The following is a 20451-nucleotide window of genomic DNA, read 5'->3' as shown; positions in this document are numbered from 1 at the left end:
CGTATGAAGGTCGTATGGAAGACGTTCCGAGAGCTGATGCCCTGGCTGCCGGGCGATGCACAGTCGTACCTCTGGCGCTACGTCGTGGTGTCGTGCCTGCTGGCGCTCCTCGACATCGCCGCGATCATGCTGCTCGCACTGAGCCTCGCCCCGATGATCTCGGGCGCGTCGATCAACTTCCCGATCATCGGCAGGCTCGGCCCTGACGCCTACGTCTGGGTCATCGCGGCCGTCGCGTTCCTCATCCTCGCGAAGTCGGTGCTCGCGATCGGGCAGCAGTGGTTCGCGACCCGCAAGTTCGCATCGTTCGAACTCGAGATCGGGCGGCGGCTGTTCGACGCCTACATCAAGGCACCGTGGACGCACCGACTGGCGCGCAACACCGCTCAGCTCGTGCGCATCGCCGATGTCGGCATCGCGAACGCGACGAGCGGATTCCTGCTGCCGATCGTGCAGCTGCCCGCGCTCGCGGTCAGCTTCGTCACGATCCTCGTCATCCTCATCGTCGTGCAACCGCTCACCGCGGTCATCACCGTGGCGTACCTGGGCGCGATCATGGCGCTGCTGTACTGGGTCGTCTCCGGCAAGTCGGTGCAGGCAGGCCGCGTCTCACGCGACTACTCGCTGAAGGTCGCCGCGCTGATGACCGAGATGGTGCAGGCGCTGAAAGAGATCACGTTGCGCAACAAGGCGTCCGAGGTCGCCGACGTCGTGCAGTACAACCGCTCGTTCAGCACCAGGGCCCGCGCGAACATGAACTTCCTCGGCTCGTTGCCGTCCTTCGTGCTGAACGCCGCGCTCGTCGGCGGTTTCGTGCTCGTGGGCACGGTCGGGTACCTCACCGGAGGCCTGCAGGCGGCGCTCGCGTCCGTCGCGCTCTTCGCGGTCGCCGGATTCCGGCTGATTCCTGCGCTCACGGGATTCCAGTCGATCGTCACCACGACCACGGCGAACGTGCCGCACGTGCAGGCGGTGATCTTCGACATCAAGGCGTCGCAGATCCACGTCGACGCCGCAGAGAAGCTCGGTCGCGACCCCATCGTCGGCTCACCGAAGGTGCTGCGGTTCGACGGCGTCTCATTCGCGTACCCCGGCCATGAAGACACGCCGGCGGTCCACGACATCGACCTCGAGATCCCCATCGGCAGCTCGCTCGCGTTCGTCGGCTCGTCAGGCGCAGGCAAGTCGACGATGATCGACGTGCTGCTCGGCCTGCTCGTGCCGCAGCACGGAACGATCACGCTCGACGACAAGAACCTCGAGGACGTGCTCGCGGCGTGGCGATCGCGGGTCGGCTACGTGCCGCAGGACGTCGCACTCTTCGACGGCACGATCGCCCAGAACGTCGCGCTCGCCTGGGAGGACGACGAGATCGACTTCGACAAGGTGCGCGTCGCGCTCGAGCGTGCGCAGCTCTGGGAGGTCATCGCAGTGCGCGAGGGCGGCCTGCGCGGACGCATCGGCGAGCGCGGCCTGGCGCTGTCGGGTGGCCAACGTCAGCGGCTCGGCATTGCACGCGCCCTGTACAGCGACCCGCTCGTGCTCGTGCTCGACGAGGCGACGAGCGCGCTCGACACGAAGACCGAGTCGCTCGTGACGGCGGCGATCCGCGGGCTCAAGGGCGAGGTCACCATCGTCTCGGTCGCACACCGGCTGTCCACGATCCGCGAGAGCGACCTGATCTGCTTCATGCAGGACGGCACGATCGCGGCACGCGGCACGTTCGACGAGCTCGTCGCGACGGTGCCGAACTTCGCCGAGCAGGCGCAGCTCGCGGGGCTCGCGTGAGCCGGCCGTTCGTCGACGTGGTGATCGCCTGCCACGACGCGTCCCGGCCGATCGAGCGCGCCGTCGCCTCGGTGCTGCACGACGACGATGTGCGCGACGAGGTGCGCGTCACGGTCGTCGCGCACGGACTCGGCGCCGACGCGTTCGAACAGCGGCTGGCCGGCATCGACGGCTCGTGGCGGGTGGTGTCGTTCACCGACGGCGTTCGCAGCGCGGCCGGCCCCTTCAACCACGGCCTCGAGCTCGTCGAAGGCGACTATTGCGCGGTGATGGGGTCCGACGACTTCCTCGAGCCGGGGGCGATGAGCGCCTGGGTGCGCCATGTTCGTGCAGAGCGCCCGGCTGCGGCGATCGCACGCATCCGGTTGCAGGGCGAGGCGGTCATGCCGAACCCGTTGGTGCGCCTCGGGCGCATTCGCCGCGTCGATGCTGCGAAGGATCGCCTCTTCTATCGCACGGCGCCGCTCGGGCTCATCGAGACGGCGGAGATGCATCGCCTCGACCTGCGGATGACCGAGGGGGTGCGCGTCGGCGAGGACTTCGACTTCGGCATCCGGCTCTGGTCGGTCGGGCGGCGCGTCGACTTCCTCGGAGCCGCGCCGTGCTACGTGATCGGCGTCGACGCTCGTGAGCGCACGACGTATGCGCCGCTCACGGTCGAGCAGTTCCTCGAGCCCGTCACACGACTGCTCGACGACGGGCTGCCGGCCGAGTTGACTCCCGCGCATCGCCGCGCACTCGCGATCAAGCTCGTGCGCATCAGCATCCTCGGGGCGGCGGGCACCCGCCGCGACGCCGACGCCTGGCGCGGCGACGATGAGGTGGAGTTCCTCGCGGCAGCGCTGCGCAGGCTGCTCGCGCTCGCGCCCGGCGTGCTCGCCGTGTTCAACCTCAAGGATCGTCGCGTGCTCGACGGATTGCTCGCCGAGCCGACGGTCGCACGGGTGACCGCCGACGTGCTGGCCTCCAGCCGCGCCGGCCGGCGTGCACGGTGGCTCACGAAGAACCCGTTGCGCAGCTTCGGCCGCGAATCCACTCTGCGGCGGTACATGCTCTACTACCTCAAGCGTGAAAGGAAGGTCAGCCCGTCATGAGCGGTCGACCCACGATGCTGATCCTGTCGTACTCGCCGATCGCCCGAGACGCGCGAGTGCTCAAGCAGGTCGCCCATTTCACTCGCGACTACGAGGTGACGACGTGCGGCTACGGCCCCGCGCCAGACGGGGTCGTCGAGCACATCTCGATCCCCGACGACGAGCGCTACAACGACCTCGACGGCAAGCTGATCACGCTCAAGCACTACCGCAAGGCGTACTGGCGGTTGTCGGCGGTGAAGTGGTCGCGCGAGCACCTGAAGGGCCGCCGATTCGACATCGCGATCGCGAACGATGTCGAGGCGGTTCCCGTAGCCGTGAAGCTCAAGCCGAAACACGGCGTGCTGGCCGACCTGCACGAGTACAGCCCCCGCCTGCACGACGATCACGCCCTGTGGCACGAGCGCATCACCCCTTGGTTCGAGTACGTCGTGCGGCGATATGTCACGCGGGCATGGTCGTGGTCGACGGTGAGTCGCGGCATCGTCGACGAGTACGAGAAGAACTTCGGATTCCGTGCCGAGCTCGTCACGAATGCCGCCCCGTATCGAGACGGCGTGCCGAGCCCGGTGGGCGTGCCGATCAGGCTCGTGCACAGCGGCGCCTGCCTGCGCAATCGGCGGTTGCACATCATGGCCGAGGCGGTCGAGGCAGCTGCGAACGATGTATCGCTCGACTTCTACCTCACCGCGAACGACCCGCCCTACCTGCAGGAGCTCAAGGACTTCGCGGCGACTTCCGAGCGTGTGACCGTGCACGATCCCGTGCCGTACGCGCAGTTGGCCGAGACGCTCACCGCCTACGACGTGGGCATCCACGTGCTGCCGCCCATCAACTTCAACAACAAGCTCGCGTTGCCCAACAAGCTCTTCGACTACGTCCAGGCCCGCCTCGGCGTGGTCATCGGGCCCTCGTCCGAGATGCAGTACTACGTCGGCGAATACGGCATCGGCGAAGTCGCCGACGATTTCACCCTCGAGGCTGCGCAGGCGGCGATCGAACGACTGACGGTCGAGTCGGTGACCGCGTTCAAGGCGAACGCCCACGCGCATGCCGAAGAGCTCGGCGGCGAGCGTCAGGTCGAGGTCTGGGACCGGCTTGTTACGGCGCAGATGCAGAGGAAGCGCCGGTGAGCGCACCGCGCCTGCTGATCATCTCGTACTCGCCCATCGCGTCGGATGCTCGAGTGCTGAAGCAGGTGCGGCGCCTGGCCGGCGAGTACGAACTGCACACGGTCGGCTACGGTCCCGCGCCCGAGGGGGTCGCCGGTCACGTCCGCGTGCCCGATGAGTTCGCGATCTGGCGCTACGACCGCTCCGCCGTCGTGGTGCGTCGCTACTCGTCGGCCTACTGGGGCAATCGGGCGATCGCGTTCGCCGCCGACGCGCTCTCGGACACCGAATGGGACGTCGTGCTCGCGAACGACGTCGACGCCGTCGGGCTCGCCCTGTCGCTGAAGCCGACGAGCGGAGTGCACGCCGACCTGCACGAGTATGCGCCGCGGCAGAAGGAGGACGTCGCGCAGTGGCGGCGCTTCGTCGCCCCGTTCATCCGCTGGATGTGCCGCGAGTTCGTGACGAAGGCGTCGTCGGTGACGACCGTCGGGCAGGGCATCGCCGACGAATACGCACGCGAGTTCGGCATCCGCGCGGGAGTCGTCACGAACGCCGCGCCGTACGCCGACCTCACTGCCACGCCGGTCGGGTCCCCGCTGCGATTGGTGCATTCGGGCGCAGCGCTGCGCGACCGCAACATCACGGCGATCCTCGATGCCGTCGAGGCAACGCGTTCCGACGTCGAACTCTCGCTCTACCTCACCCCGAACGACCCGGTGTTCCTCGACGAGGTGCGCGACCGCGCGGCCGCGAGCGATCGCATCACCCTGCACGACCCCGTGCCCTACGACGAGCTGTCGGCCACGCTCAATGCGCACGACGTGGGCATCCACATCCTGCCGCCGGTGAACTTCAACAATCGCTGGGCCCTGCCCAACAAGTTCTTCGACTACGTGCAGGCGCGGCTCGGCGTGATCATCGGGCCGTCCCCTGAGATGGCACGCGTGCTCACCGAGCACGGATTCGGTGCGGTCGCCGGCGGCTTCGCCGCGGTCGACCTGACCGCGGTGCTCGACGGGTTGACCCCTGCGTCCGTCGCGGGATGGAAACAGGGCTCGGATGCCTCGGCGCCCGAGCTCTCCGGAGAAGCCCAGGTCGAGGCGTGGGCCGACGCGATCGCGCGCCTCGTCGGAGGCCGGGCATGAGTCGGTTGTTGCTGTTCACGAACGACTACCCCTACCGAACGGGTGACGCCGTCTTCGTCGAGAAGGAGATCGAGGCCCTCGCCGCGAGGTTCGACGACGTCGTCGTGTTCTGCCATGCGCGTCGCACCGACGTCGACATGGTCGAACTGCCGCCTTCGGTGAGCTTCGGCGGCAACCTGTTCGAGCCGGCGCCTGAAGACAGTCCTCGCGCCGTGCTCGAGCCGCGCGTGCTCGCGTCGCTGGCCACGGCCGCGTGGCGCGAACTGGTCGCGGGCCGGTTGTTCGGGCACCTTCGCCTCTTCCTCATGGGAGCCCGAGTGGGTATCACCCAGGCGCACCGTCGCGCGGTGCGCGATGCGATCGCGGGCGACCCCGACACGGTGGCGTACGCGTTCTGGGGCATGGGCGGCGGGCTCGGGCTGGCCTGGCTGCACGGCGTCGCTGCGCGTGCCGTACGGTTGCACCGGTACGACCTCTACGAGGACCGCGCGCCGGGCGGATATCTGCCCTTCCGTCGGCAGCTGTTCGCGCGTGCCGACCTCGTGCTGGCGATCTCGGATGACGCGAAGCAGTACCTGGCCGAGACGTATCGCAGCCGTGCACTCGATCGCAAGACCGTCGTCAGCCGTCTCGGTGTCTTCGGCCCCGAGGCGGTCGAACGTCGACCGCGGGGCGATGAACGACTCGTCGTGTCATGCTCGGCGGTGAGTGAGGTCAAGCGGGTCGGCCTGCTGCTCGACGCGATCCGCGCCATGCCCGGGGTCGGGCCCGAAGCACCGGTGCGCTGGGTGCACTTCGGCGATGGCGAGCTCATGCCCGCGCTGCGTGACGCGGCGGCCGAGCTGCCGGCGGGACTCACCGTCGAGTTGCGCGGGCAGACGCCCAACGAGGAACTGCTCGAGTTCTATGCGGCGAACCGCGTCGACGCGTTCGTCAACGTGAGTTCGAGCGAGGGTGTGCCCGTCAGCATCATGGAGGCGATCGCGCACGCGATCCCCGTGGTCGCGACGGCCGTCGGCGGAACTCCCGAGATCGTGTCGCCGACGCTGGGTACCGGCGAGGTCGTCGAAGCGGATGCCTCGCCCGAGGCGGTCGCACGGGTCATCCGCGCCGTGCTCGACGCGCCCGACGGGACCTACTCGCCGCGTTCGCTCTGGCAGCGGGAGTATGACGCGCGTGTCACCGGCCCGCGCGCCGCCGATCTCGTTCGCTCGTTGCTGCCGCGCTGAGCCGGGGGAGTCAGCCTGCGCGGCGGAGGAGTTCGTCGATGACGCGCTCAGCCGCCCGTCCGTCGCCGTAGGGCGCGGCATCGGTCGGCTGCGGTGCCGGCCGGCTCACCGCTGCGGCGATCTCATCGGAGGTGTTCGCCAGTACGTTCCAGCCCAGATCGACGGTCTCGACCCACTCGGTCTCGGGTCGCACGGTCGTACAGGGCACACGCAGCAGGAACGCCTCCTTCTGCAGGCCACCGGAATCGGTGACGACCCCGCGGCTGGCGAGGACGGCGGCGATGAGGTCGGGGTAGGCCAGCGGGGCGTGCGCGATGAGCGAACCCTGAGTGAGCTCGATGCCGTGCGCGGCGGCCTTCGCCACCACCCGCGGGTGAGCCAGCAGGATCACCGGGTGCTCGAGCGACGACAGTGCGGCGGCGATCTCGGCGAGACGAGTGGGGTCGTCGGTGTTCTCGGCGCGGTGGATCGTGGCGACGTGGAATTCGCCCGGGGTGAGGCCGAGCTCCTCGACGAGTGCCGACGGCGTGCCGGCCACGCTGTCGCGCACCTGGAAGAGCACGTCGGTCATGACGTCGCCGACCAGCTCCGAGCGCTCGGCGAGGCCCTCGCTCGCGAGGTGGCCCATGGCGACCTCGGTCGGGGCGAGGCACACATCAGCGGCGTGGTCGGTGAGCACCCGGTTGTGCTCCTCGGGCATGCGCCGGTTGAACGAGCGCAGGCCGGCCTCGAGGTGAGCGAGCGGGTAGTGCAGCTTGACCGCGCTGACCGCCGCGGCGAGCGTGGAGTTGGTGTCGCCGTACACGAGCACCCAGTCGGGGGCGTGCTCGTCGAAGACCGCGTCGAGGGCGCCGAGCATCGAGCCGGTCTGCACGCCGTGGCTTCCGGAACCGACGCCGAGGTGCACGTCGGGCGCCGGGATGCCGAGGTCGTCGAAGAAGACATCGGAGAGCATCGGGTCGTAGTGCTGACCGGTGTGCACGATGACGTGCTCGATGCCCGCGGCCGACGCCGCCTTCGCGATCGGTGCGAGTTTGACGAACTGGGGGCGCGCGCCCACGACGCTGACTACCTTCACGTCGGGAGAGTCTAGGCGAGGCAGGCCGCGACCGCCGCCTCGACGGGCTGTCGCTGATAGCGTCGAGGCGTGAAACTGCTCGTCGTCACGACCTGGCTGCCGACGCCCCGGGCACCCGAGTCGGGGATCTTCGTCGAGCGCGATATCGATCTGCTCGCACAGGACCACGATGTGCACGTCGTGCACCTGTCGGCGTCGGCGCGGTCCGATGACGGCTCCGGCGCGGCATCCGACCGGCGCTGGACGCTCGATTCGCTGCCGATGTCGCCTGCCAATCCGTTGAGCGTGGCCGCCGCGGCTCGCGAGCTGCGCGGCATGCTGGCCGACTACGAGCTCGTGCACAGCATGGCGGCGTCGGCGCTGCTGCCGTTCAGGCGGCTCGACGTGCCGCGTCCATGGGTGCACACCGAGCACTGGTCGGGCCTGCTCGCGCCCGAGACGGTGCCATTGCACGCCCGGCTCGGGGTGCCGACCACGATGCGGCTGCTGCGCCGGCCCGATGTCGTTGTCGCAGTCGGTTCGCAACTCGCCCGGAAGATCCGCAGCGTGCGGCAGAAGCCGGTGGTCGTCGTGCCGAACGCCGTGACCGTGCCCGACGCCCTGGTCGAGCGACGCGACGACGACGTGCTGCGACTGGTCGGCGTCGGCGGGCTCGTTCCGCGCAAGGGGCCGGACGTGGCCGTGGGAGCGCTCGCCGAACTCGTCGCACGGGGGCGCGACACGCAGCTCACGTGGGTGGGTGATGGCGCGATGCGCGCCGAGGTCGAGGCGCTCGCGCAGCACCTCGGTGTCGCAGACCGGGTGCGGCTGCGCGGTCGGGTCGCTCCGGCCGACGTGTCGGCCGCGCTCGCCGAGGCTGACGTGTTCCTGTTGCCGACCACGCGCGAGACCTTCGGCGTCGCCATCGCCGAGGCGCTCGCCAGCGGCCGCCCGGTCGTGGTCGGCGCGCGCGGCGAGCAGGCCGAGTTCGTGCACGAGCCCGACGGCGTGCTCGTCGGCGAGCAGGCGCCGACCGCCTATGCCGACGCCGTCGAACGCGTCGTCGCGGCGAATGCCGATCGCACCGCCGAGCAGATCGCGCGGTCGGTCACCGAGCGCTTCACCGAGCAGCGCCGTCGCGCCGCCTATGCGGAGGTCTACGCCGATGCCGAGAGGATCGCCGGTGCCCGCGACTGAGGTCGATGTCGTCATCGCCGTGCACGATCCCCGGCGTGCCATCGCCCGGGCGGTCGGCTCGGTGCTCACCTCGTCAGGGGTCGCGCGCGTGCTCGTCGTCTGCCACAACACGCCAGTCGACGGGATCGCCGCCGGGCTCGGGCGCATTGCCGACGACCGCAGGGTGCGGCTCGAGCCGTTCGACGACGGCATCGGCAGTCCCGCGGGTCCGTTCAATCGCGGGCTCGAGCTGGCGACCGCCCGGTTCACCGCGATCATGGGGTCCGACGACGAACTCGCAGAGGGCGCGATCGACGCGTGGATCGCTACGGCCGATCGGCACGGCGCCGATGTCGTGATCCCCGCGATGCGGTATGCGGGCGGTCGCCGAGTGCCGACGCCACCCACCAGGCCGGGCCGCGCCACCCGGCTCGACGGGGTTCGCGACCGACTCGCCTACCGCACGGCGCCGATCGGCCTCGTCGCCCGCGAGCGCTTCGGAGCGCTGCGCTTCACGCCCGGGCTCGCGACCGGCGAGGACCTCGCGTACTCGACCAGGCTCTGGTTCTCGGGCGCAGGCATCGCACGCGTCGGATCGGGTGCGGAGTACGTGATCCATGACGACGCCGTGCGCGTCACCTTCACCCACCGCCCGATCGAGGATGAACTGGCGGCGGTGACCGGCCTCGTCTCCGACGAATGGGTCACGGCGCTGCCGAGTCGATCGCGCGAGGCGCTCGCCGTCAAGCTCTGGCGCATCTCGGTGTTCGGCGCCGTGCATCACCGCAGCGGCAACTGGACCCCCGACGATCGGCGTGCGCTCGCGGCGGTCGCCGATGCGATCGAGGGGCTGGCACCGGGCGCGGTCGCCGTGCTCTCACGTGCCGAGCTCGCACTTCGCCGCGCGATCGCCGATCCTACGGCGAGCGACGACGACCTCGATGCGCGCTCGCGTGCGCGGCGCCGATTCGCGACGCCGGCGTCCCTCATCCCCGCGAACCCGCTCCGAGTCGCGGCGCGCGAGGCGCCGCTGCGCTTCGCGTTCGCCACCTGGCTGGCCGGTCGCGAGGGCGGGCGGGTTGCGAAACCCGAAGCCGGGCCGACGCTGTAGGCTCACTGGCTAGTGCGGGCGAATCACCTCCGCAGTCTTGTCGTCTCGAGAGCTCGGAGCAACCAATGCGTTTTCGCGCGCACATCGTCGTCGCGCTGGCGACCGCGTTCGCCCTTCCCCTCGCGCTCGTCGTACCTGCACCTTCGGCGACAGCCACGACCGCGACATCCGCGACCTCGACTGCAGCGTCGGCGGATGTCGCACCGTTCCCCGCCGGCATCACCCGGCTGAGCGGCGCCTCGCGCTACGAGACCGCCGTCGCGGTGTCCAAGCGCTATGCGCCCGGCGTACCGGTGGCGTTCGTCGCCACCGGCACCGCCTTCCCCGACGCATTGTCCGCGGCGGCGGCAGCTGCGCTCCGCGGCGGCCCCCTGCTCCTGACCCCTGCGACGCAACTGCCCGCCGCGGTCTCGAACGAGCTGACGCGGTTGCGCCCCGCGCGCATCTATGTCGTCGGCGGCTCCGCCGTCGTCAGCTCGGGCGTGCAAACGGCGCTCAACCGAATCGCCCCGACCTCACGACTCTACGGAGCCGACCGGTATGCCACGGGGCGGGCGATCATCACGAGGACCTTCAGCGGTGGCGCCGATCACGCGGTCATCGCCACCGGGCGGACGTTCCCCGACGCACTCGCGGCGACCGGAGCCGCCGGGGCTCGCCAGGCGCCGGTCATCCTCGTCGACGGCGCACGCTCGACCGTCCCGGCCGCGACACTGAAGCAGCTCGGCGACCTGGGCGTGAGTTCGATCTCGATCGCGGGCGGGCCCGGCGCGGTGAGCAACGGCATCCAGTCGCAGCTCACGTCGAACGGGTACTCGGTCACGCGCTACGGCGGGGCCTCCCGCTACGAGACCGCGGCCCTCATCAATCAGGCGTACTTCCCGGCAGGCGCGGCGGCATCGACGTTCGTCGCGACGGGAGTCGACTTCCCCGACGCGCTCGCGGCGGCCGCCCTCGCCGGACACCTCGGCGCCCCCCTCAACGTGACGCCCCGCACGTGCATGCACCCCGCGGTGAGCGATGCGATCCGCCAGGTCGACGCCCCCAGCCGAGTAGTCCTGGGCGGCACCGCGGTCGTCTCCGACCGGGCCGCGGCCGACGCGAGGTGCGTGTACCCGATCACGAGCGAGCCCCTTGCCGACTGGGCGCTCACGGGATGGCAGTTGGCCAGCGACATCCCGGCACCGTACTTCGACATCCCCGCGGTGAACGTCGACGATCCCTCGATCAAGCTCGATTCGACGGGGCTTCGCATCTACCTCCGACGCGACACCGGAACCCGTGGCGACCATCCGGTGGCGTACGCGCAGTACGGCATCGCGGCGCTGGCCAGGTACCAGGAGACGGGTGACCCGAAGTGGCTCACCCGTGCGATCCGGCACGCCGACCGTCTCACGCAGATCCGTGTCGAGCGAGCCGGCGCATGGTGGTACCCCTACAACTGGCCCTGGACCTACTACACCCGCACGATGAAGGCGCCGTGGTACTCGGCGATGGCGCAGGGGCAGGCACTCTCGCTGTTCACCCGCCTCGCTGAAGAGACCGGCCAGGCGAAGTGGGTCACCGCCGCCGACAAGACGTGGGCGACCTTCAAACAGCCGTACTCGGCGAGATCACCCTGGTCGAGCCTGGTCATCGACCGGCATCTCTACTTCGAGGAGTACGCGGGCAACCAGCCTCCGCTGCTCGTGCTCAACGGACAGATCTTCGCCCTGTTCGGCCTCTACGACTATTGGCGCTACACCGGCAACGCAGAGGTCGCCCGGTACTTCGACGGCGGAGCGACCGCGGTGGTCGACCGCATGATGCCGCTCGTGCGGGTACCAGGTGGCACCTCGTACTACTGCGTGCAGGCCGAGTACTGCCAGAGCCCGCTCTGGCAGAACGCGGCGTATCACGGCATCCACTCGTGGCAGCTCGACACGCTCGCCCGCATCACCGGCGACACGCGGTTCACCACGTGGGCGGCCGATCTCCGGGCCGACCGTCCGGCGAGGACGTTCGGGTCGACCTCCGACTTCGAGCCGGGCGTGCCCGACCAGTTCGCGGGAGTCGCGCCGTAGCGCCACGCACAAGGGCGGCTAAGCTCAGGCAACGGCGCGGCTGACCGCGCGTTCCACCCGATGGAGGGCAGCGACATGCGGTCTCATGCACCGTTCGCCGTGGTGACGGCGATGACGATGGCGATCGGGCTGGCGCTGGCACTCGTGCCTGCGGCGCCGGTCACGGTGGCAGCGGCGGTGCCGGCCGGGTTGCAGACGGCTGCCGTGCAGACGGTCCCCGAGCCGATTCCCGACGGCGTCACCCGGCTGAGCGGGGCGTCGCGCTACGAGACCGCCGTCGCGGTGTCGCGGTTGCACGCTCCCGGAGTTCCCGTGGCATTCGTCGCCTCGGGCGCAGACTTCCCCGACGCACTCGCGGGCGCCTCGGCGGCCGCGCTGGCCGGTGGCCCGCTGCTGCTCACCCAGCCCACGCAGCTCCCGAGTGTCGTGCTCGACGAACTGCGCCGACTGGCTCCCGCCCGCATCGTGCTCATCGGCGGCGTCGGCGCGGTCGCCGCGGGCGTGCAGTCCGCGCTGCACCGCGTCGCACCCACAACGCGTCTGGCCGGCGTCGACCGATACGCGACCGGTCTCGCGATCGTACGGTCGACCTTCACCACCTCCGACCATGCGATCATCGCGACCGGCCGCGCGTTCCCCGATGCCCTCGCCGCGACCGGTGCGGCGGGGTCGCGCGGCGCGCCGATCGTGCTGGTCGACGGCACGAGGCCGACCGTGAGCACCGCCACCCTCGCCCAGCTCGCCCGCCTCGGTGTGCGTTCGGTCTCGATCGCCGGCGGCCCCGGCGCGGTCAGCAACGCCATCCACTCGCAGCTCAGCGCGTCGGGCTACGACGTGACCCGATACGGCGGCACCACCCGCTACGACACCGCGGCGCTCATCAACCGTGCGTACTTCGCGCCCGGCTCGTCGAGGACGACGTTCCTCGCGACCGGACTCGATTTCCCCGACGCCATCGCCGGGGCAGCCCTCGCCGGGCAGCTGGCAGCTCCGATCAACGTGACGCCGCGCGGCTGCGTCCACCCCGCGGTGAGTGACACCATGACCGCCCTGGGGGCCACCAGCCGCGTCGTGCTCGGCGGCACCGGTGCCGTCTCCGAGACGGCCGCCAATGCCGCGCGCTGCGTGTATCCGAACACCGGCGAGCCGCTCGCGAACTGGGCGACCTCGCGATGGCGCCTGGCGGGCGACGTCGTGCCGTTCGCCGACCGGCCCCCGGTCGACGTCTACAGCCCCTCGGTCGTACTCGACTCGACCGGGCTGCGCATCTACCGGCGTGTCGACAACAACCAGCGGGCCGACCACCCGGTCGTCTACGCGCAGTACGGCCTCTCGGCGCTCATCGAGTTCGACCGCACGGGCGACCCGCTCTGGCTCGAGCGCGCGGTGCGACACGGCGAGAAGCTCATCGAGATGCACGTCGAACGTGACGGCGCGTGGTGGTACCCCTACCCGTTCCGCTGGACCTATATCCAACGCACGCTCGCCGCGCCCTGGTGGTCGATGATGGCGCAGGGTGAGGCGCTCTCGCTCTTCAGTCGGCTGGCGACCGAGACCGGCGAACCGCACTGGTTCACGGCCGCCGACCGCACGTGGGAGAGCTTCCCGCAGCAGTACACGAAGACCGGGCCGTGGGGCTCGCTCGCGATCGACGGCCACCTCTACTTCGAAGGGTTCGCCGCCACGAACCAACCGCCCCTGCTCGTGGCGAACACGCACATCTTCGCCATGTTCGGGCTCTACGACTACTGGCGCCTCACCGGCAACGCCGAGGCCGCCCGATACTTCGACGGCGGTGCGAGCACCGTGCTGGCACGAATCATGCCGCTCGTGCGCGTCGAGGGCGAGGTCATGTACTACTGCGTGCAGGCCGAGTACTGCCAGAGTCCGAGTTGGCAGAACCAGCACTACCACCCGATCTTCGTCTGGCAGCTGCAGACCCTCGCCGACATCACGGGCGACGCGCGGTTCGCCGAGTGGTCGTCGCTGCTGAACGCCGACTGGCAGCCGACCGCGTTCGAACGCGCCCAAGGCTCCGACTTCGAGCCCGGCGTCGAGCCGCTCGAGATGGGCGCCGTGCCGGGGCTGATCGAACCCTAGCTGCATCCCGCATCGGACACCTCGCGAACGATCCGGCCTTCGCCGCATCGTAGACTGGAGTCCATGCGTATCGCCGTCGTGGCCCTCGGAAAGATCGGCCTCCCCCTTGCTGTGCAGTTCGCCGATCAGGGCCATGAGGTCGTCGGCGTCGACGTGAACCAGGCGGTCGTCGACCTGGTCAACGCCGGCACCGAGCCGTTCCCCGGCGAGGCTCACCTGCAAGAGAAGCTCTCCGAGCTCGTGCCCGCCGGCCGCCTGCGCGCGACGACCGACTACGCCGACGCGATCCCGGGTGCCGACGCCGTCGTCATCGTCGTGCCGCTCTTCGTGAACGACACCACGTGGGAGCCCGACTTCGGCTGGATGGATGCCGCGACCCGCTCGCTCGCCGAGCACCTCACGCCCGGCACCCTGGTCTCCTACGAGACGACCCTCCCGGTCGGCACCACGCGAGGCCGCTGGAAGCCGCTCATCGAGGAGGTTTCGGGCCTCACCGAGGGCACTGACTTCCACCTCGTGTTCTCGCCCGAGCGCGTGCTCACGGGGCGTGTGTTCGCCGACCTCCGCAAGTACCCGAAGCTCGTCGGCGGCCTCTCGCCAGCCGGCTCGGCGCGCGCGGTCGAGTTCTACGAGTCCGTGCTCACCTTCGACGAGCGTCCCGACCTCGCCCGCCCCAACGGGGTGTGGGACATGGGCTCGGCAGAGGCATCCGAGATGGCGAAGCTCGCCGAGACGACCTACCGCGACGTCAATATCGGCCTCGCGAACCAGTTCGCCCTCTACGCCGACGAGGTCGGCATCGACGTCTACGCCGTCATCGAGGCGTGCAACTCGCAGCCGTTCAGCCACATCCACCGCCCGGGCATCGCGGTCGGCGGACACTGCATCCCGGTGTATCCGCGGCTCTACCTCTCGACCGACAACGACGCCGAGATCGTGCGCACCGCGCGCCTGTTGAACGCGTCGATGCCCGACCGGCTCGTGGCGCAGGCTTCCGGCGTGCTCGGCGACCTCACCGGACTCACCGCCGTCGTGCTCGGCGCCGCGTATCGCGGCGGCGTGAAAGAGACCGCATTCTCGGGCGTGTTCGCCACGGTCGAGGCGCTCCAGTCGCGGGGAGCGAAGGTCGCCGTGCACGACCCGCTCTACACCGACGATGAGCTCGAGCGCTTCGGGTGGACCCCGTTCCACATCGGCGAGTCCGCCGACCTCGCGATCGTGCAGGCCGACCACGCCGATTACGCCGAGTTGTCGGCGACGGATGTCCCGGGCATCCGCCTGCTCGTCGACGGCCGCAATGCCACCGCCGCCGACCGCTGGGTCGGCACGCCGAGGCTCGTCATCGGCGCTGGAGGCGTGCGATGACCGACCTCGTCGTCGTCGGGTCGGGGTTCTTCGGTCTGACGATCGCCGAACGCGCCGCGACCGAGCTCGGCCTCACCGTGCAGGTCATCGACCGTCGCGACCACATCGGCGGCAACGCGTTCAGCGAGGACGACCCGACCACGGGCATCGAGGTGCACAAGTACGGTGCGCACCTCTTCCACACGTCGAACGAGCGGGTCTGGGAGTACGTCAACCGCTTCACCGCGTTCACCTCGTACCAGCACAAGGTCTACACGAACCACAACGGTGTCGTGTATCCGCTGCCGGTCAACCTCGGCACGATCAACCAGTTCTTCGGCGCGGCCTACTCGCCGGCCGAGGCACGCGAGCTCATCGCCTCGCAGGCCGGCGAGTTCGACACGAAGTCGGCAGCGAACCTCGAAGAGAAGGCGATCTCGCTGATCGGCCGCCCGCTCTACGAGGCGTTCATCCGCGATTACACGGCGAAGCAGTGGCAGACCGACCCGACCGAGCTCCCGGCCGAGGTCATCAGCCGGCTGCCGGTGCGCTACAACTACGACAACCGCTACTTCAACGACACCCACGAGGGCCTGCCCGTCGACGGCTACACGGCGTGGATCGAGCGCATGGCCGATCACCCGAACATCGACGTGAAGCTCAGCACCGACTTCTTCGACGATTCGCAGCCGATCAACAAGGCCTCGACCGTCGGCAACGTGCCGGTCGTGTACACCGGGCCTGTCGACCGGTACTTCGACTACTCGGCGGGCGAGCTCAGCTGGCGCACCCTCGACTTCGAGCGCGAGGTGATCGCGGTCGGCGACTACCAGGGCACCTCGGTCATGAACTACGCCGACGACTCGGTTCCCTACACGCGCATCCACGAGTTCCGGCACTTCCACCCCGAGCGCGAGTACCCGGCCGACAAGACGATCATCATGCGGGAGTTCTCGCGGTTCGCCGACCGCGGCGACGAGCCCTACTACCCCGTGAACACGCCGCACGACCGCGCGGCGTTGCTCGCCTACCGCGAGCTGCAAGACGGTGAACCCGACGTGTTCTTCGGCGGCCGACTCGGCACCTACCAATACCTCGACATGCACATGGCGATCGGCTCGGCGCTCAGCATGTGGAGCAACCGGCTCGAAGAGCACCTGTCTCGCTGACCTGCGTCGGTCGATCTCGCTCTCTCTGATCGGCGATGCGCATGACCGCAGCGCGCGCCGGTCATTAGGGTGAGTCAAGATCCCTGCATGCACGATCCACACGGCCCGAACCCGGCGCCGATGCACGGGTCGCGAGCGCGGGGGTTACTGCATGAAGAGGTTGGTCGTCGGAATCGCGGCAGGGGTGCTCGTCGCGTCGAGCCTCGGGCTTCCCGCGCACGCGTCCGAGAATCCCGTGGCACCGGCCACACCGTCCGCGGTGCGCACAGCGCCGGCCGCGCCGGCGGCTCCGACGATCGGCGGCGGTGACGACACCGTCGATGAACTCGCCCTGCACGAGGCGCACGTCGCGCAGCAGGCCGAGACGGCCGCCGAGCCGATCCCGGGCGACGCGGCGGCACGAGAGGCCGCATCGCAGCGCACGGCGCTCGATGCCGGCACGGACGCCGGGGGATTCGTAGCGGCGGCCACCGCGCCGTTCACCGCGGGCAACCTGATCTCCGACAGCAACTTCCGCAACGGCTCGGCGATGACCGAGGCCGAGATCCAGGCGTTCCTGAAGCGCATGGTCGGCACCTGCTCGAGTTCGTCGTGCCTCGCGAACCTCAAGATGAACACGCCGACCCGCACCTGGAGTTTCGGCACCTGCGCCACCTACCGCGGCGGCACCGCCGAGCCGGCGGCGCGCATCATCTACAAGGTGCAGCGGGCGTGCAACCTCAGCGCCAAGGTGATCCTCGTCACCCTGCAGAAGGAGCAGTCGCTCCTCACCGACCCCGCCCCGACGGCGGGCGTGCTGCGCAAGGCGATGGGGTACGGATGTCCCGACACCGCCGAGTGCGACTCCACGTACTACGGCTTCTTCAACCAGGTGTTCGCCGCGGCGAGGCAGCTGACCTGGTACGGCAACCCGAACGGCTCGTTCACGTGGCTGAAGGTCGGGCAGGCGAACCGAATCCTCTTCCACCCCGACGCGGCGCGCTGCGGCGGGTCGAACGTGACCATCAAGAACAGCGCGACCGCGGCGCTCTACTACTACACGCCCTATCAGCCGAATGCGGCTGCACTCTCGAATCTCTACGGCACCGGTGACGCGTGTTCGTCATACGGCAACCGCAACTTCTGGCGCATGTACCGCGACTGGTTCGGCGACCCGCGTGTCAGCACGGCGATCCCGATCACGAGGATGTCGGGCGAGGACCGCTACGAGACCGCCGCCGCGATCTCCAAGCGCAGCTACCCGACCCCTGGCGTGCCGGTCGTGTACATCGCGTCGGGACTCGACTTCGCCGACGCCCTCGCTGCGGCGCCCGCTGCCGCGCACCAGGGCGGGCCACTGCTGCTCACCACGAAGTGGACGGTTCCGAGCGCGACGCTCACCGAGCTGAAGCGGCTGGCACCGCAGCGGATCGTGATCGCCGGCGGCTGGGGAGCTGTCGGCGGGCCGGTGGCGACGGCCCTCGCCGCGATCGCACCGACGGCACGGGTCGGCGGGGTCGACCGCTTCGAGACCTCGCGCCTGCTCGCCGACCAGGCGTTCGACTCGGCTGCGGTCGCGTACCTCGCGACGGGACACGACTTCCCCGACGGGCTGTCGGCGGGTGCCGCGGCGGGTGCACAGGGCGTGCCCGTGGTGCTCGTCGACGGGGCGGCCGGGCAACTCGATGCGGCAACGCTCACGACACTCACCGCGCTGAACGTGGCCGAGGTGCGCATCGCAGGTGGCACGGGTGCGGTCTCGGCGGGGATCGCGTCGAGCCTGAGCACCGCATCGCTCGCGGTGAAGCGGTACGGCGGCGCCGATCGCTACGCGACGAGCGTCGCGCTGAACCAGGCGGCGTTCGGGATGCGGCAGAACGTGTTCATGGCGACCGGAACGGTGTTCCCCGATGCGCTCAGCGGCGCGGCGGCTGCAGGCGCAGCCGGCGATCCGCTGTACCTCGCACGGCCGACGTGCGTGCCGAGCCCGGTGCGCAGCGCCCTGCTGGCGCACGGCGCGACCTCGCTCACGCTGCTCGGCGGTCCTGGCGCGCTGAATGACCGGGTCGCGTACCTTCGGCTCTGCTGAGCACCACATCCTGAATAGGGGATGACACGGGGCGGCGCCTCCCGTTAGGGTGACAACCGGACCCCTACGTCCGTTTTGCATCGGCCCGAACCCGGCGCCACCGTGGGGTGCGCCCCGGAGGTGCAGGAATGAAGAAGTTCGCCATCGGTCTCGTCTCGGCCCTGCTGCTCGCGGCGGCCGTCGTGTCACCCGCGCACGCCGCCGGCGGCGACGCATTCGACGACGCAGCGGCCTATTCGGAGCACCTCGAGGGTCAGGCGGCGCGAGCCGGTGAGGCCGTACCGGGCGACCCCGAGGCCGTCGCCGACGCCGAGGCGCGCTCCGCGATCGATGAAGCAATGGGAGCGGCATCCGCATCATCGACGTTCCAGGCCGCGGCCGCTTCGGGGTTCACGGCGGGCAATCTCATCGCCGACGCGAACTTCTACCGTGCCAACGCGATGAGCGAGTCGCAGATCCAGGCGTTCCTCGTGAAGATGGGCGCCGGCTGCACGGACGTCAAGTGCCTCCCCAACCTGAAGATGCCGACCCAGAACATCAACTGGAGTTACGGCACATGCGACCCGTACGTGGGGGCTGCCAGCGAGTCCGCGGCGCGCATCATCTTCAAGGTGCAGCAGGTGTGCTCGCTGAGCGCGCGAGTCATCCTCGTGACCCTGCAGAAGGAGCAGTCGCTGCTCACGAACAAAGCCCCGTCGACCGGCACGCTCGCCAAGGCGATGGGGTTCGGATGCCCCGACACGGCCGCCTGCGATCCCGAGTACGCCAGCTTCTTCAAGCAGGTGGCATTCGCCGCGCGTCAGCTGACCTGGTACAACAACCCCGCGGGGTCGTTCACGACGCTCAAGATCGGGCAGCCGAACGCGATCGCCTACCACCCCAACTCGGCATGCAAGACCTCGAACGTGACGATCGCCAACGCCGCGACCGCCGCGCTCTACTACTACACGCCGCTCCAGCCCAACGCCGCGGCGATCACGAACCTCTACGGCACGGGCGATGCCTGTTCGTCGTACGGCAACCGCAACTTCTGGCGCATGTACAGCGACTGGTTCGGCGACCCCCGCGCGGGTGCCGCGCTCACCTCGACGCGACTGCAGGGCACCGACCGGTACGCCACCGCCGCGGCCATCTCGCTCGCGGGATACCAGGAACCCGGTGTCCCGGTCGTGTACGTCGCCTCGGGAACGCAGTTCGCCGACGCGCTCGCGGCAGCCCCGGCCGCCGCGCACCTCGGCGGACCGATGCTGCTGACCGCGAAGTGGTCGGTTCCCGAGGCGACGCTCGCCGAGCTCAACCGCCTCGCGCCGCAACGCATCGTCGTGGTCGGGGGCACCGGTGCCATCGGCGCATCGACCGCGAGCACGCTCGCGAAGATCGCACCGGTTCGGCGCATCGGCGGCGCCGACCGCTACGAGACCTCGCGCAACATCGCCGCCGACGCATTCCGCGGTGCGTCCGTCGCCAGGGCATACGTCGCCACCGGTCGCGACTTCCCCGACGGACTCAGCGCCGGTGCGGCCGCCGGCGCGCTCGACGTTCCCGTCGTGCTCGTCGACGGCAAGGCGGCTCGAGTCGACGGGCCGACCACCACGGTGCTCCGCACCCTCGGGGTCGGCGAGGTGCGCATCGCCGGCGGCACGGGCGTGGTTTCGAGTGGCCTGCAATCGAGCCTCGGCTCGGCCGGGTTCACGGTACGCCGATACGCCGGCATCGACCGGTACTCGACGAGCGTGGCGATCAACTCCGTGTTCCGCACGACCGCGAACGCCTACGTCGCAACGGGCACCGCGTTCCCCGACGCCCTCACGGGCGCGGCCGCGGCGGGCGCGTCCGGCGATCCGCTCTTCCTGTCGCAGTCGGCCTGCGTGCCGCAGCCGACACGGGTCGCGGTGTTCGCGAAGGGCACGACGCACCTCACGTTGCTCGGTGGCTCGGGGGCGCTCAGCAGTCGAGTCGCGACACTGCAGTCCTGCTGAGACACGGTCGGGC

Annotated in this window: 14 protein-coding genes; 13 read left to right on the top strand and 1 reads right to left on the bottom strand. The window is 69.9% G+C overall.

The genetic code is table 11. From position 1 onward, the window contains the following. The first annotated feature begins 3 nt into the window (after positions 1-3). Genes LQ757_RS17425 through LQ757_RS17405 form a run of 5 tightly spaced genes read left to right on the top strand, consistent with a single transcriptional unit; the run spans position 4 to position 6371 of the window. Positions 4-1788 (top strand): ABC transporter ATP-binding protein, encoded by a 1785-nt coding sequence (locus LQ757_RS17425; RefSeq protein WP_231048538.1) that lies wholly within the window; start codon positions 4-6, stop codon positions 1786-1788. Further along, positions 1785-2882 (top strand): glycosyltransferase, encoded by a 1098-nt coding sequence (locus LQ757_RS17420; protein WP_231048537.1) that lies wholly within the window; start codon positions 1785-1787, stop codon positions 2880-2882. The genes LQ757_RS17425 and LQ757_RS17420 overlap by 4 nt, the downstream gene beginning before the upstream one ends. Further along, positions 2879-4015: a glycosyltransferase family protein gene (locus LQ757_RS17415; protein ID WP_231048536.1), complete on the top strand. Its 1137-nt coding sequence runs from the start codon at positions 2879-2881 to the stop codon at positions 4013-4015. The genes LQ757_RS17420 and LQ757_RS17415 overlap by 4 nt, the downstream gene beginning before the upstream one ends. Further along, positions 4012-5142 carry a glycosyltransferase family protein gene (locus tag LQ757_RS17410; protein WP_231048535.1) on the top strand — a complete coding sequence of 377 codons (1131 nt, stop codon included), beginning with the start codon at positions 4012-4014 and terminating at the stop codon, positions 5140-5142. The genes LQ757_RS17415 and LQ757_RS17410 overlap by 4 nt, the downstream gene beginning before the upstream one ends. Next, the gene (locus LQ757_RS17405) at positions 5139-6371 is read left to right on the top strand and encodes a glycosyltransferase (RefSeq protein ID WP_231048534.1); all 1233 of its coding nucleotides are present in this window, start codon (positions 5139-5141) and stop codon (positions 6369-6371) included. Before LQ757_RS17410 ends, LQ757_RS17405 begins: the two co-directional genes overlap by 4 nt. 10 nt (positions 6372-6381) lie before the next feature. Here LQ757_RS17405 and wecB read toward each other — a convergent pair whose 3' ends face one another. Next, the gene (gene wecB / locus LQ757_RS17400) at positions 6382-7449 is read right to left on the bottom strand and encodes a non-hydrolyzing UDP-N-acetylglucosamine 2-epimerase (protein WP_231048533.1); all 1068 of its coding nucleotides are present in this window, start codon (positions 7447-7449) and stop codon (positions 6382-6384) included. Positions 7450-7518: 69 nt separating this feature from the next. Between wecB and LQ757_RS17395 the strand changes: the two genes are divergently transcribed. The 8 genes from LQ757_RS17395 to LQ757_RS17360 all read left to right on the top strand — a co-directional run bounded on the left by LQ757_RS17395 (position 7519) and on the right by LQ757_RS17360 (position 20438). Next, positions 7519-8625, top strand: a complete 1107-nt coding sequence (locus LQ757_RS17395; protein WP_231048532.1) for a glycosyltransferase family 4 protein — start codon at positions 7519-7521, stop codon at positions 8623-8625. Continuing rightward, complete coding sequence (locus LQ757_RS17390) at positions 8612-9715, top strand: glycosyltransferase (RefSeq protein ID WP_231048531.1); 1104 nt, start codon at positions 8612-8614, stop codon at positions 9713-9715. The genes LQ757_RS17395 and LQ757_RS17390 overlap by 14 nt, the downstream gene beginning before the upstream one ends. 65 nt (positions 9716-9780) lie before the next feature. Beyond that, the gene (locus LQ757_RS17385) at positions 9781-11778 is read left to right on the top strand and encodes a cell wall-binding repeat-containing protein (protein WP_231048530.1); all 1998 of its coding nucleotides are present in this window, start codon (positions 9781-9783) and stop codon (positions 11776-11778) included. Between the two features lie 75 nt (positions 11779-11853). Beyond that, on the top strand, positions 11854-13878 hold the full coding sequence (locus tag LQ757_RS17380; protein ID WP_231048529.1) for a cell wall-binding repeat-containing protein: 2025 nt from the start codon (positions 11854-11856) through the stop codon (positions 13876-13878). 63 nt (positions 13879-13941) lie between these two features. After that, positions 13942-15243, top strand: a complete 1302-nt coding sequence (locus tag LQ757_RS17375) for a nucleotide sugar dehydrogenase (RefSeq protein ID WP_231048528.1) — start codon at positions 13942-13944, stop codon at positions 15241-15243. Further along, on the top strand, positions 15240-16391 hold the full coding sequence (gene glf, locus LQ757_RS17370; protein WP_231048527.1) for a UDP-galactopyranose mutase: 1152 nt from the start codon (positions 15240-15242) through the stop codon (positions 16389-16391). Before LQ757_RS17375 ends, glf begins: the two co-directional genes overlap by 4 nt. Positions 16392-16542: 151 nt before the next feature. Next, complete coding sequence (locus LQ757_RS17365; RefSeq protein ID WP_231048526.1) at positions 16543-18459, top strand: cell wall-binding repeat-containing protein; 1917 nt, start codon at positions 16543-16545, stop codon at positions 18457-18459. A 128-nt stretch (positions 18460-18587) separates the two neighbouring features. After that, a complete protein-coding gene (locus LQ757_RS17360) occupies positions 18588-20438 on the top strand; it encodes a cell wall-binding repeat-containing protein (protein WP_231048525.1) in 1851 nt (616 codons plus the stop codon). The last annotated feature ends 13 nt before the right edge of the window (positions 20439-20451 follow it).

This window comes from Agromyces cavernae (genome assembly GCF_021044935.1).
GTDB lineage: Bacteria > Actinomycetota > Actinomycetes > Actinomycetales > Microbacteriaceae > Agromyces > Agromyces cavernae.
This window is presented reverse-complemented; position numbering and strand designations above follow the sequence as displayed.